Genomic DNA, 12,342 nt, shown 5'->3' with positions numbered 1-12,342 from the left:
CTCGGAGCCGTATCGCGATGTCGATCCTTTCGGCGACGAGATCGAATCGGGCGCCACCGGGCGCGTTTCACCTATGCATGCCAGGAATGAACGTTATGCCGCCGCGCTGTCTTCCGCAGTATTGGCGCCTCGCGTAGCATCTGCTCATCATCATTTTCATTCAGTGGAGCAGCCGATGAGCACCTTTAATTCGTACACGATCGAAACAGCCCCGGCTGCCTCAAAGCAGGGCCTCGAAGACGCAAGAAAGACTTTCGGCTTCGTGCCGAACCTGCAGTCGCACATGGCCGAGTCTCCGGAGCTGCTTGCGGGCTATTCGGCATTGTGGGATCTCTTTTCGAAAAGCACGCTGACGCCGCACGAACAGCAGGTCGTCTATCTGACCTCGAACTTCGAGAACAACTGCCATTACTGCATGGCCGGTCATTCTGCTCTGGCGAAGATGATCAAGATGGACGCCGGCGTCATCGCGGCGCTGCGCGAAGGCAAGCCTTTGCCTGACGCGAAGCTCGAAGCGCTGCACCGTTTCGCGACCATCGTCGTTCGCGAACGCGGGTTCGCTTCGGACGCCGATGTCGACGCGTTCCTCGCTGCCGGATATACGCGGCAAAACGTGCTCGAAGTTATCCTCGGCGTGGCAACGAAGGTCATGAGCAACTACACGAATCACATCGTTCATACCCAATACGACCCGTTCATGAAAGGCAACGAATGGACGAAGCCGGTCGACGCGGGCGCGGCGGCCTGATCTGCACGAACGAAAACGGGGAATGGTCGGTGTCGGACGTTCCCCGCAAACCATCAGCCGGGAGCGTCTTTCCCAGGCGAACCGCTCTTGCGAATGTGTGCCGCTCCCTTGACTGGACGCGTAGAGACATTTGAGGCGGACTTCCCGCGGGAGATATCTGGCACGGCTGCCACCATCGGAGGAAGCGATGAAGATCAGCGCGATGCATACAAGCTTTGGTGCGCGGGTTGAAGAGGTCGATCTGGCCTCGTTGACGCAAACGGATATCGGTCTCTTGCGCGCAGCGCTTCTCAAGCATGGCTTGCTGGCCATCCGGAATCAGGCACTCTCGCCCGTCGATCAGGTCAGGATGTCAGAGATCTTTGGCGACCTCGAGACGTTTCCACCCGGCGAAGGTCAGTTGGCTGAGTTTCCTCAAATTTTCCGCGTGGCTAGCCGTCCCTCTAACGGTCACACAAACGTTGGCCGCTATTGGCATTCCGACGGTTCGTTCCGCGCACGGGCGACGCCTATTTCGATCTGGTATCTGGTTGCACGACCGGCCGATGGCGGCGAGACGCTATTTACAGATCTGCGGGAAGCGTACAGGACCCTCCCAGACGACCGGAAGACCTCAATCTATGACCTCGTTACGCTCCATAGAAACGGAGTAGAACACGCGCTTGTCATGCGCCATCCCGCCACTCGCGACCCGTCGCTGTACTTCAATGTCGGCCTTACTAGCGGCATTGCTGGCTATACGAACGAAGAGTTCATGGCATTGAGGCGCGATCTGAATGATCACCTTTCTCGCGCAGGTGCTTCTTACGTGCATCACTGGCTCGAAGGCGATGTCGTCATCGCCGACAACTTTAGGGTTGCCCATTGTGCTACGCCGATCCCCGGGGATCAGCATCGTATACTCGATCGAACGACGATCCGGGCAGACGGTGTGTATTGGGGAGAAGGCTACCTGCTTGCCGACGCGTAAGAGCGGTGATGGAACGGGTCGACGAATCGCCGCGTGATTCGTGAAGCAAGCAGTTCCCGATTCTTTATGGCGTGGGCACGATCTTGGGGCCGCCGCTCTATCGCGTGTTCGCTCCTCCCAGGCGCTCTCCGGCTACGCGTATCCCGTCATATTCACTGGCTCAGGCGGTAATCTCAGGCTGCTGTTCGCGTCGGGCGCCGTCGCAACCGCACTCGCCGTGCTGGCGGACATTTGCATACGTCTGCTGTTACTCAAACAGGCCAATGCCGGTAATGTGAACACGCCGTTCTATGGGAATTTGAAGCAAGTGTCCAGCGACGCGCTCCGGCTTCGAGACGTCCCTACAGTTCGCCGTCAGCTCTTTGGCTCGTTCTGTCCTTGTCGGAATTGTGTCCGGTCGCGAGTCACCATTCCGCTCAGGAATTATAACTATTGCTCAGTAGCCTCTACTGTATGGTGGCGTTTGCCGCCACCATACAGTCACCCAATACTCCTTTGAGGATGACATCATGAGCAAGCTTTTCAGTCGTACCAAAGTTGGACATTTCGAACTGCAACACCGCGTTGTGCTCGCGCCGCTCACGAGAATGCGCACTGAGCCGGGCAACGTCCCAGGTGATCTCATGGTCGAGTATTACACACAACGTGCGACGGACGGCGGGCTGCTCATTTCCGACGCAACGGCCGTAGCCCGGCTCGGCATTGCTTACGTTGAGGCGCCCGGAATTTATACTGAGGAACACGTTAAGGGCTGGAAGCGGGTGATCGACGCAGTCCATGCCAAGGGCGCTCGTATATTCCTGCAAATGTGGCATGCAGGACGTCAGGCGCATCCGGCCAATACCGACGGCGTCACGCCCGTTGCGCCATCCGCATTGCGCTCGCTCGAACATGCCGCCATTCGCGACGAGAACGGCCAGATTGCCGAGGCGGAACTGCCCGTTCCCCGCGCGCTCGAAACGAATGAGATTCCGGGCATTGTAGAGCAATTCCGTCGCGGTGCCGTGCTTGCGAAGCAGGCCGGATTTGATGGCGTTGAGCTTCACGCCGCCAATGGTTACCTGTTTGAACAGTTTCTGCTCGATGGGACGAACCACCGCGACGACGTGTACGGCGGTCCGATCGAAAATCGCGCTCGCTTCCTCTTCGATACGCTCGACGCGGTCGTTTCCGTCTGGGGTCCGGGCCGTGTGGCCGTCCGTCTTTCGCCGAGCGGTACGTACGGCACGATGTCCGATAGCAACCCGCATGCGACGTTCGGTTACGTGGCAGGACGACTGAATCAGTATGATCTCGCCTACTTGCATGTGATTGAACCTCGCATTCGCGGCATCGTGGAGAAGGAGACGAGCGATTCCGACGTTTCCTCGAAGGACATTCGCCGGATCTACAAAGGCACGATCATCGCCGCAGGGGGCTTCACGCGTGAGAATGCCGAGCAGATCATTGTCGACGGCCACGCGGATCTTGTTGCTTTCGGTCGGATGTTCATCTCTAATCCCGATTTGCCGGAACGGCTGCGCAGCGGTGCGCCGCTCAATCAATACGATCGCACGACGTTTTACGGTGGTGACGCCCGCGGTTATACCGACTACGCGTCGGTGTCTGAAGATGTCGTGGCCTGATTGAATTCATCGGGACGCGAGCAGGGCGGCGGGGTTGTTGACTCCGTCGCCCTTTGAGTGCATCGAGTAAACGCAGGCCGGCGCGCTGCGAGCGGTTATGCCTCGTCGGAATAGTTGTTATGAGAAGTGTCGTCTATTCAACGCTATAGTGCGCGTCCAACATTCATATCACAAAGCCGAGGGAAGCTCGACTGAATGCGGACCCTCGCCGTGATACGAGTCAAGTGCTTGAGGACCAAGGATGAACCCACGCCGCCTGACACCATCCATGTCGTTGCTCATAGCGTTCGACGCGACCGCTCGGCACTTGAGTTTTACCCGCGCAGCGGCCGAGTTGGCGCTGACTCAGAGCGCCGTAAGCCGCCAGGTTCAAGCACTGGAGGAATTGCTAGGGGTCCCGTTGTTTCGGCGTAACAATCGCAAACTACTGCCCACAGCAATCGGTTCTGCCTATCATCGGGAGATCAGTGCTGCATTGCAGAGGGTGAGGAGCGCATCGCTTCATGCGATTGCTTCGGCAACAGGGCGCGGCACCATCGATCTCGCTGCACTTCCCACGTTCGCCAGCAAATGGCTGGTTCCCCGCTTAAGTGATTTCTACATCAAACACGGCGGTATCCTGATCAATCTTCATTCGAGAATCGGCCAGTTCGATTTGTCGGAACAAGGTATGGACGCCGCGATCAGCGTTGGCGATGGCGCATGGCCTCGTGTGGCTTCGTATCGCCTGCGCGACGAAACGCTCCTGCCGATCATCAGCACGGCACTCGCGGTCGCCACGCCGGTGAATGAGCCGGCAGACATATCGCGGCATCTGCTCTTGCGCGTTGCCGCGCGACCGGATGTCTGGGGGCGATGGTTCGAAGCCCAGGGGCTCGACTCTGAGGCGATGAACCTCGGGCCACAATTTGAATTAACTTCTCACCTTATCGAGGCGGTATCGTCCGGTATCGGCGTTGGCCTGGTTCCCAGCTTCCTCGTTCAGGACGAACTGCGTAGCGGTGCGGTGCAGCTCGCCATTGAGCGTCCCCTTAAGACTGGGTTGAGCTACTTTCTGATGCTTCCGTCACAATCCGCGCCCTTGCCACAATTGCTTACATTCAAGAACTGGATTCTGTCGATGGCCATGGACGGCGAGACGTCGGTCGAGGACTGACCGGTCCACCTTCTGTCATGCTGTCGAGGTTCAAGCTCACGTCTTACGATTCACGCGGGCGAATTGCGGAACGGTCGGGGCCGGTGTCGAAGCGTTCGCGAGACGACTGTTGATGGACCTGGCTGGCACTCGCGCCGCGGTTTCCAGATGTTGCAACAGATGCTGGATGTCCACACGACGGGTGACGGGACCGACAAGCAATACTGTTGCCCAGATCGCCACTGCGGCGGCAATGCCTCGGCCTGGTTTGCGACAGATTGTTCCGGGTCTGCCACCGGAGGAGAACAAGCCTAGCTCGGAGATGACGACGAGTAGCCACAATGAGCCCATGACGAGCCGTAGCGTGCTGTCCAGTGAGGGCCAAACAATCAGAAGGGCTGTGGCAAGCAACTCAATGGCGAAGAAGACTTTTACGCCATCTTTCCACGCACAGGTTCGCCGCAGGAGTGTCCTGATACCACTTCCGATCGCGAGCAGAGGCAACCCCAGCCCAACGCTCATCACCAACAGTGCCACCACCACCGTGATCCCGCCGTCTGCGGGTGCTCGGAAAGCGAGCTCGGATATCATACGAGTCGTTGTGTGGGCACCCACGGCGAGCGCCGACAGCGTGCCGATTCCAGCGACAACCAGATAATCGCCTGCCTTGCTTATCTGAGGGGGGCGCTCACTAGCGTGCGTTGCCATCGCGCAGGAAGGTGCACGAGGTCACCCGCCAATAACCGTATCGCCGACGTTACGAGCATCACGGCAAAAAGAATGAGCCACGGCGGATGCCCAGGAACGCCCGAAGTACGCTCGTTGGACTCCGCGACTAGACCGAGGGCTATATAGGCGACGGCCGTACCCGCGGCATAGCACAGCGCGAGCGTAAAAACGCGACGCCCTGTGGTGGGAGCGCTTTTGTTGACGACAACAGCCGACAGGATCAAGGCCAACGGGAACGAAGCGGGAAGAACGCCCACCATCAGACCGGCAACGAGGTATAAGCCGAGCACTTTCACGAAGCTGGGACTTGGGGTACGCGATCGTGCCTGTTCGAACGGAGCAACGCGTGCCGACACTGACGTGCGAGAGAAGGCATCGGCTGTTGGCGATTGTCTATGGTCGGCGGCAAGCATCGCATGATCGACTTTTACCCTGATCTGGCGATCGTCTATGGTGGTCTGTTGGGTGGCGGACGATCCGGTCAGCCTGACAGCGGTTCGAAGCTCGTCCGTTGCTCGTGCGCTGCCGGCGACAAGGAAGGTGACAAGGCAGACGACGAGCGCGGCAGGCCGTTCACAGGCGGCGCGCAATCGGGTGAAAAGTTCAGACATCGTTGCACCGATCTGAAGTCGAGCCGGTCGTGGCAACGACTGGCGAATTTAATCCGCGAGTAGTGTAAGTGGAAAGAAGACGATCGCCTGGCCATTGAGCCGTGGCATATGCACGACGGAATCAAGGAAGCGTCCATCGCCAAAGTCGAATGCCATGACGTTGTCGCGTGCAACGCAATACAGATGTCCGTCGGGACCGAACCGTAATCCTCGAGGTTGATGGAAGCCGATCGCGGATGGAGGGGTAAATACACGCACCAGGCTGCCGGTCGAGCGGTCATACTCACGAATGCTCGTCACGGCGTCGTGCGCGCGAAACGGAAACTCGCTGGATACGACGATGTTCCCGTTGGGCGCGATCGCGAGATCTAATGGACTCACGGATTCGTCCGTGATGAATCGGGACGCTAGCGACGTGCCCTCCGCGTCGAATACTGCAATGCTATTTTCCCCTTCACCTTCTGGACCGATGCCCGAGGCCAGATAGATGGTTCCGTCTTCGGCCGACGCAAAACCGCGGGGAAACGGAACGATTCCTGCAGGCAGGACGTTTTGCGGTGCACCGGCGAGATCGGCGTCAAACGCGACGATTGTCCGCGCGCTGCGCATTCCGACCAGGTATGTGTCATCGGGCGCAAGGTTGCCGCCTCCCGCATTGAGCCCGGGAATCTCTCCGGTGTCCCGTACCACATTTCCGGTGGCGTCCAGTGCGAGGATTCGATCGCTGCCGCTATTCACATAGAGAAGTCGTCGATTCGCGCTCACGCTCAGGCCGCGGGGGTCCGTGATGCGAGGATCCGCGCTAAACGTACCTTGTGGTGTTCCGTCGAGGGAAAAAGAAAGAAGCGAACCATATCCGTCGCCGTTGGCGCCGGACGCACTGGTGACAAGGATTTGCATGTTGGCATTCTGGAAGATGGTCTGTTGCGGTTCGAAGCAGTCTATCTACGTCGGGAGTGCGGCGCCATGCGCTTTGCGGCATATTAGTTATCCCCTGCGGGAATAGCGCTGCTACCGGATCTGACCGATGCTGACCGCAAGCCGGCTAGCAGCCTATCAAGCACTGAAGTCTCGCGAGTTCTGAGGCGAGAATAATCTCTCTGCCGTTCGACGGCACGGCTCGTCCGCGGGACCGCGGGCGGTAGATCGCATCGCCGCCGCGGATAGGTTTGCCGCTCAATGCACACCGTCCCGATGAGCGGGCGTGGCCGCATGCCCACACCTGTTCTTCATAATTGCATAGCGTCGAATCGTGCCAGGAAAGTGATACGAGGGTGTCGGACAGCTTCTCATGACGGTGATAATTGAGCTTGGCGCACCTTCGGGGCGGCCCACTGGCCAGCTTGAACGCTGCGTGCGGGCACCGGGGGAAATGTACGGCATCATCAAATCCATGGAGGCAGAAGAGTATTCACTCCGTGTGGCGAGAATTTGCGACCACGCGTCCCGAGACCGAACCGCAATCGCATCGGGGATCGAACGCGCGAGGCTATCACTGACCATTTCCGGGGTCGGCGGGGCCGTCGTATTCAACGCCATTTTGCTATCCTGATCAATCAGGTTACGGGCGGAAGTGAGACTTTATCTTGAAAGGAGACGGCGGAGCGTCACGGCCCGCTGAGAACGGATGTCTGCGTCGCAGGCCTTGTCTGAAGACTAGTCTTTGCGCGGTGGGAACATCATTGTACGGTCGGTTACGCTCCGTCTTACTTGGCGTAATTGTTTTATACAAACGTATAGATGACGAGGCTGACAAACCGTCTGGTTAGTCGCTGCCAACGGAGCGTTCGCGGTGAAGTTGCGCACCCTTATGGGTGATCGTCCGTGTCTACGGGATCTGCGCGGAAGTCCAGGATATCTGTGAGGAAGTTGAGGAATGCGCGTGTTTTGGCGTTTACCATGCGGCCGCTAGGGAACACGGCCCAAAGCTCAATGGGTGGCAACCGCCAGTCGTTGAGCACCGAGCAGACTTCGCCGCTTTTCAGTTCCGGGGAAAACATCCATTCGGATACCACGGCTAAACCGAGATCGGCCAGAACCGCCGCTCGGATTCCTTCGGCGGCGGTGGTGGCAACGCGTCCAGATACGGCGACGGCAACTTCCGAGCTTTCGCGTCGAAAAGTCCACGTGCCGCCGCCACCTCGCTGGTTATATACGATTGCTTGATGGGAAGACAGGTCCGCCGGGGAAGCGGGGATTCCGGCGCGTTTGAAGTAGGCGGGAGTGCCCACCACAAGACGTGGGACTTCACCTATCTTGCGTGCGGTCATGCTCGAGTCCTCGAGTCGTCCCATGCGCAATGCGATGTCGATGCCTTCTTCGAGCAGATCGACATTGCGGTCGTCCAGAACCATGTCGACGTTGAGATCAGGATGTTCTTCGAGAAACCGTCCGATGGCAGGCACGATGTGTAGCCGAGCAAACGTAACGGCGGCGCACACGCGCAAGCGTCCCGAGAGATTGCTGCCAGCACCGCGGGCAGCAATCTCCGCTTCTTCTGCTTCTTCGATCGCGCGCTTTGCCCGTGCGAAAAATGCCTGACCCGCCTCAGTTGGCATTAAACCGCGCGTCGAGCGCAGCAACAGGCGCACCGAGAGTCGTTCTTCGAGCAGTGCGATGGTCTTTGATACGGCTGGCTGCCCTACATTTAAAATTCGCGCAGCAGCCGAAAAGGAACCCGACTCCACGACGCATACAAAGGTTTCCATCGCTGTTAGCCGGTCCACTGCACCCTCCAGGCGGGGCCAATATTAGACGCACCCGTTGCGTCCGCCGTCATAGTTTACCGTTCAGCGCTGAGAAACCGGTGGATTTGTGCCACAACGGCCGCACCTTCGCCTACGGCTGCGGCGACCCGTTTGACCGAGCCGGCACGAGCGTCACCGATTGCGAATACGCCATCGACGCTGGTTTGCAGCGGAAGCGATCGGATGCCCCCATCTTCGATATCGGTTCCAGTCAGGACAAACCCCTTGCGGTCTAGCGAAACGCCGCATGAACGAAGCCAGTCCGTATTGGGATCAGCACCGGTAAGCAGGAAAAGGTGACCTGACTGAATCGTTGCTTGGGTATCCTGGATGCGGCAGCGATAGCGGACCTGTTCGAGTCGCTCGCTGCCCTCGAGCGCGATAATTTCTACGCGCGGATGAAGGGTTACGTTTGGCAATGAGGTGACGCGTTCGATCAGGTATCGCGACATGCTCTGGTCGAGGCTGGCGGCGCGGATGAACAGATGGACATGCGCGGCGTGTGAGGCGAGAAATACCGCACCCTGGCCGGCCGAATTGCCGCCGCCAACCAGCAGTACTGGCTCATTGCGGCACAGCCTCGCCTCGATTGGCGACGCCCAGTAATAGGCCCCACGGCCTTCGAATCGCTCTAGTCCCTCGAAAGGTGGCCGTCGGTATTCAGCGCCGCTGGCGATGACGACGAAGCGCGTCATGATGTGACGGTTGTCGGCGAGTTCGACTGAGAGGGGATGCCTGCTGCAATGCAGCGTTTTGACTTCACACGGAATCCCGATATGGGCCCCGAACTTCTGGGCCTGGTGGAAGGCGCGCCCGGCCAGCGCCTGGCCCGAAATGCCGGTGGGAAACCCGAGATAGTTTTCGATGCGTGAGCTGGTGCCGGCCTGGCCACCTGGCGCACGACAATCCAGAGCGGCCACGGAAAGGCCTTCGGATGCCGCATATACGGCCGCTGCAAGCCCGGCAGGACCGGCACCGACAATGACCAGATCGTAGACATGCTCAGGGTCGAACTCAGGCAACAACCCGAGGCACGAGGCCAGTTGCAGTTCATCGGGATTGCGCAGCAAGGCACCGTTGGGACATATCACCAGAGGAAAATCGTCGGGCTTCGGCGCGAGCCGTGCGATCAGCGCGACGGCTTCCGCATCCTGCGAGGCATCAAGTGCGACATGCGGATGGCCGTTTCGTCGCAGGAAATTGCGCAGCGACACGAGGCGAGGATTGTCACTTGCGCCAACGAGGACGGGCCCATCGCCGCGTTCGATGGGCGCTACGCGCCGCAAGATCAGGGCACGCGTGAGTCGTTCAGCGAGTTCAGCCTCGGCCACCATCAATGCCCGCAGACCTTCCGCAGGAAGCACGAGCGCTTCGACATCCTCGATTACACGTGCGTCGACGAGAGCGGGCTTGCCGGACAACTGGCCGATGTCGGAACTGAATTCACCGCGCTGCATGCTCGCGCGCACCACGCGCTCGCGCCCCAGGCCATCGCGGCCGACGACGCGAACCGTCCCCGACAGGAACACGAACAGGGATGCCGGGACTCACGCTTCCTACGCGGTACAGATAGTCGCCTGCGGAACAGTGACGTAGCGTTTCTCGAGTCACCCGAGAGTCCGCTCGAATCGACAGCATCATTGCGAGGCGATGCACCGCTGGTCAAATCGGAGTCGCTAGTCATGGTGGTCCGCGTCGCGGCGGGTCTTGGCCAACCAGAGATGCTCATCTTACCCCTGGATTTTCTTCCAGGGGTGCGAAGCCAGGACGAGCGGCCAGGCGCCAAGCTCGGACGGCAGGCCATCGACCATGATGAACTCGACAGTAGAGCAGCTTGAACGAAGCGTGACGATCGCCTGATCCGCTTCCGACCTATAACAGCTATATCTGCGCTGTTCGACCGGCTTCGTTCAACCAGTGAACGATGTTTTTGACCGTGTCGCCGTAGAACGTTCGGTATAACTCCTTGGACACATAGCCGATATGCGGCGTGGCGAGTAGATTGGAAAGTTCGCGCAGCGGGTGCGGGTTTTCAAGCGGCTCGACGTCGTATACGTCCAGCCCCGCGCCGGCAATCCGGTTTGTCCTGAGTGCTTCGAGGAGTGCCGCGCCGTCGACTATCGCACCTCGGGAGGTGTTGATCAGCCGACTCGTCGGCTTCATCTTCGCGAACTCGGCGGCACCGACGAGATGATGAGTGCGAGGACTGAGCCGGACGTGAATGGACAGGAAATCGGACGTCGAAAACAACTCGTCTTTCGTGACGCACTGAACGCCGTGTTCCGCGGCCACCGCTGGTGTGAGATTTTGGCTCCATGCGACGACCTTCATGCCGAATGCCCGGCCGATCAGGCCGACCGCGGATCCGACCCGCCCCAGGCCCAAAAGGCCAAGTGTCTTACCTGCCAGTTCCTCGCCTACTGAGCGCTGCCATCCGCCGCTACGCAGAGACTGATGCTCTTGCGGAATGTTTCGTGCCATCGACAGGATCAGCGCCCACGTAAATTCGATTGTCGGGGTGGACGAATAGCCCGTGTGAAGAACGGCGACACCCAGAGCGGCGGCAGCGTCCTCGTCGATCGATGCATTCGCGAGGCCGGTTGAAGCAATGAGCTTAAGGTTCGGTAGTTTCTCGAGGACCACGCGCGGTAACGGCGTGCGCTCGCGCATCACACATACGACGTCGAATGGCTTCAACCGATTGATTACGGCGTCGGTATCGGCGAGGTGATCGTTGAATACACTGATGCTTGCACGTCCATCCAGCGGTGACCAGTCTGCGATGCTAAGCGATACGTTTTGATAGTCGTCGAGGATGGCTACTTTGACATGGGAATTCGTGTTCATGTTGTTCACTCTTGTTTTGCCCCGCAAGTTTGAAACGAAGCGGCGCAATCGGGTAGGAGGCGATCTGCTTCACTTTTGCAGAAGCGCTCCTGTTCAGCTCGCTCCGAAAGGGTGTTTGACAATGACGTCATTCTTGACGTGTATGACAAAGAGAGGGCGGCTCGGTTGTTACGCCGCAGGCACCAGCGCGGTGACCCGTGCAACGGCCTTCTCCACAGCTGGGCGCGCTGCCATGGTGTTATACCATCTTAGTACGTTAGGGAACGCCTGCAATTCGATGTCCGCAAACTGCCGTCTCCACAACCAACCGAAGTGAGAAACGTCGGCGATTGTGAATTCATCTCCAGCCGCAAACTCAGAACGCGCCAAAACACCGTCAAATACCTTCATTACGCGTTGCGCTTCCGCGCTGAAGCGAGCGACCGCCGACGGTACGGGCTCGGGCGCCTGCTTGAGAAAATAGCCTAACTGGCCAAACGCAGGACCAATTCCGGAGATTTGAAACGAAAGCTGTTCAAACACCCGGGCACGAGTGCTGCCCTTGGCCGGGAGCAGCTTTCCCGACTTCTCCGCAAGATAGATCAGGATGGCGGTCGACTCGGTCAAGACGAAGCGATCTCCATCGGGGCCGTCAGGGTCAACGAGTACCGGAACCTTGCCGTTTGCGTTGAGCGACAGGAAGCTCGCGTCCTTCTGCTCGCCTTTGCGGACGTTGACGGGTTTCAGTTCGTATGCGATGCCCATCTCTTCCAGCGCAACCGGAACACGAACGCTGTTGGGAGTAGAAAATGCAAAGACTTCGATCATGATTGTTTAGGAAGGTAAGAGTAACGGATCGTCAGATCGTGCTTGCAGCGCTGGGATGGGGGTAGACCTCGCTAATGCATAACTAAAATTCCAGAGGGGAATAGGGCGTCGCGGCGGCGTCGA

At 58.9% G+C, this 12,342-nt stretch carries 11 protein-coding genes and 1 pseudogene; 4 read left to right on the top strand and 8 right to left on the bottom strand.

All coding sequences use genetic code 11. The annotated features are described in order from the left end of the window. Window positions 1-175 precede the first annotated feature (175 nt). From P3T40_RS35910 to P3T40_RS35895, 4 genes are all read left to right on the top strand, one after another. Complete coding sequence (locus P3T40_RS35910; protein WP_429272442.1) at window positions 176-748, top strand: carboxymuconolactone decarboxylase family protein; 573 nt, start codon at window positions 176-178, stop codon at window positions 746-748. 187 nt (window positions 749-935) lie between these two features. Next, the gene (locus tag P3T40_RS35905; protein ID WP_429272441.1) at window positions 936-1,718 is read left to right on the top strand and encodes a TauD/TfdA dioxygenase family protein; all 783 of its coding nucleotides are present in this window, start codon (window positions 936-938) and stop codon (window positions 1,716-1,718) included. A gap of 509 nt (window positions 1,719-2,227) precedes the next feature. Then, window positions 2,228-3,343, top strand: coding sequence for an alkene reductase (locus P3T40_RS35900; protein ID WP_429272440.1), 1,116 nt, complete (start codon window positions 2,228-2,230; stop codon window positions 3,341-3,343). Window positions 3,344-3,584: 241 nt separating this feature from the next. After that, window positions 3,585-4,499 carry a LysR substrate-binding domain-containing protein gene (locus P3T40_RS35895; RefSeq protein WP_429272439.1) on the top strand — a complete coding sequence of 305 codons (915 nt, stop codon included), beginning with the start codon at window positions 3,585-3,587 and terminating at the stop codon, window positions 4,497-4,499. A gap of 36 nt (window positions 4,500-4,535) precedes the next feature. On the opposite strand, the gene P3T40_RS35890 is transcribed toward P3T40_RS35895, so the two are convergent. From P3T40_RS35890 to P3T40_RS35855, 8 genes and pseudogenes are all read right to left on the bottom strand, one after another. Beyond that, window positions 4,536-5,069, bottom strand: a complete 534-nt coding sequence (locus P3T40_RS35890) for a hypothetical protein (RefSeq protein ID WP_429272438.1) — start codon at window positions 5,067-5,069, stop codon at window positions 4,536-4,538. Between the two features lie 80 nt (window positions 5,070-5,149). Continuing rightward, complete coding sequence (locus tag P3T40_RS35885) at window positions 5,150-5,818, bottom strand: hypothetical protein (protein ID WP_429272437.1); 669 nt, start codon at window positions 5,816-5,818, stop codon at window positions 5,150-5,152. A gap of 48 nt (window positions 5,819-5,866) precedes the next feature. After that, window positions 5,867-6,718 carry a hypothetical protein gene (locus tag P3T40_RS35880; RefSeq protein WP_429272436.1) on the bottom strand — a complete coding sequence of 284 codons (852 nt, stop codon included), beginning with the start codon at window positions 6,716-6,718 and terminating at the stop codon, window positions 5,867-5,869. A gap of 145 nt (window positions 6,719-6,863) precedes the next feature. Beyond that, window positions 6,864-7,103, bottom strand: coding sequence for a DUF3331 domain-containing protein (locus tag P3T40_RS35875; protein WP_429272476.1), 240 nt, complete (start codon window positions 7,101-7,103; stop codon window positions 6,864-6,866). Between the two features lie 523 nt (window positions 7,104-7,626). Next, on the bottom strand, window positions 7,627-8,544 hold the full coding sequence (locus P3T40_RS35870; RefSeq protein WP_429272435.1) for a LysR family transcriptional regulator: 918 nt from the start codon (window positions 8,542-8,544) through the stop codon (window positions 7,627-7,629). A 56-nt stretch (window positions 8,545-8,600) separates the two neighbouring features. After that, window positions 8,601-10,149: pseudogene (locus tag P3T40_RS35865) on the bottom strand (FAD-dependent oxidoreductase); the annotation flags it as partial. A 297-nt stretch (window positions 10,150-10,446) separates the two neighbouring features. Then, window positions 10,447-11,412, bottom strand: coding sequence for a D-2-hydroxyacid dehydrogenase family protein (locus tag P3T40_RS35860; RefSeq protein ID WP_429272434.1), 966 nt, complete (start codon window positions 11,410-11,412; stop codon window positions 10,447-10,449). Window positions 11,413-11,580: 168 nt separating this feature from the next. Beyond that, window positions 11,581-12,219, bottom strand: a complete 639-nt coding sequence (locus P3T40_RS35855; protein WP_429272433.1) for a glutathione S-transferase family protein — start codon at window positions 12,217-12,219, stop codon at window positions 11,581-11,583. Window positions 12,220-12,342: the final 123 nt, after the last annotated feature.

Origin of the sequence: Paraburkholderia sp. EB58 (assembly GCF_050436665.1) — a bacterium.
Classification (GTDB): Bacteria; Pseudomonadota; Gammaproteobacteria; order Burkholderiales; family Burkholderiaceae; genus Paraburkholderia.
The sequence above is the reverse complement of the archived record's forward strand: the minus strand, read 5'-3'. Positions and strand labels throughout refer to the sequence as shown.

Coding starts and splice junctions, on each gene's coding strand:
- P3T40_RS35910 (WP_429272442.1), top strand. CDS start 176: ATGAGCACCTTTAATTCGTACACGATCGAAACAGCCCCGGCTGCCTCA.
- P3T40_RS35905 (WP_429272441.1), top strand. CDS start 936: ATGAAGATCAGCGCGATGCATACAAGCTTTGGTGCGCGGGTTGAAGAG.
- P3T40_RS35900 (WP_429272440.1), top strand. CDS start 2,228: ATGAGCAAGCTTTTCAGTCGTACCAAAGTTGGACATTTCGAACTGCAA.
- P3T40_RS35895 (WP_429272439.1), top strand. CDS start 3,585: ATGAACCCACGCCGCCTGACACCATCCATGTCGTTGCTCATAGCGTTC.
- P3T40_RS35890 (WP_429272438.1), bottom strand. CDS start 5,069: ATGATATCCGAGCTCGCTTTCCGAGCACCCGCAGACGGCGGGATCACG.
- P3T40_RS35885 (WP_429272437.1), bottom strand. CDS start 5,818: ATGTCTGAACTTTTCACCCGATTGCGCGCCGCCTGTGAACGGCCTGCC.
- P3T40_RS35880 (WP_429272436.1), bottom strand. CDS start 6,718: ATGCAAATCCTTGTCACCAGTGCGTCCGGCGCCAACGGCGACGGATAT.
- P3T40_RS35860 (WP_429272434.1), bottom strand. CDS start 11,412: ATGAACACGAATTCCCATGTCAAAGTAGCCATCCTCGACGACTATCAA.
- P3T40_RS35855 (WP_429272433.1), bottom strand. CDS start 12,219: ATGATCGAAGTCTTTGCATTTTCTACTCCCAACAGCGTTCGTGTTCCG.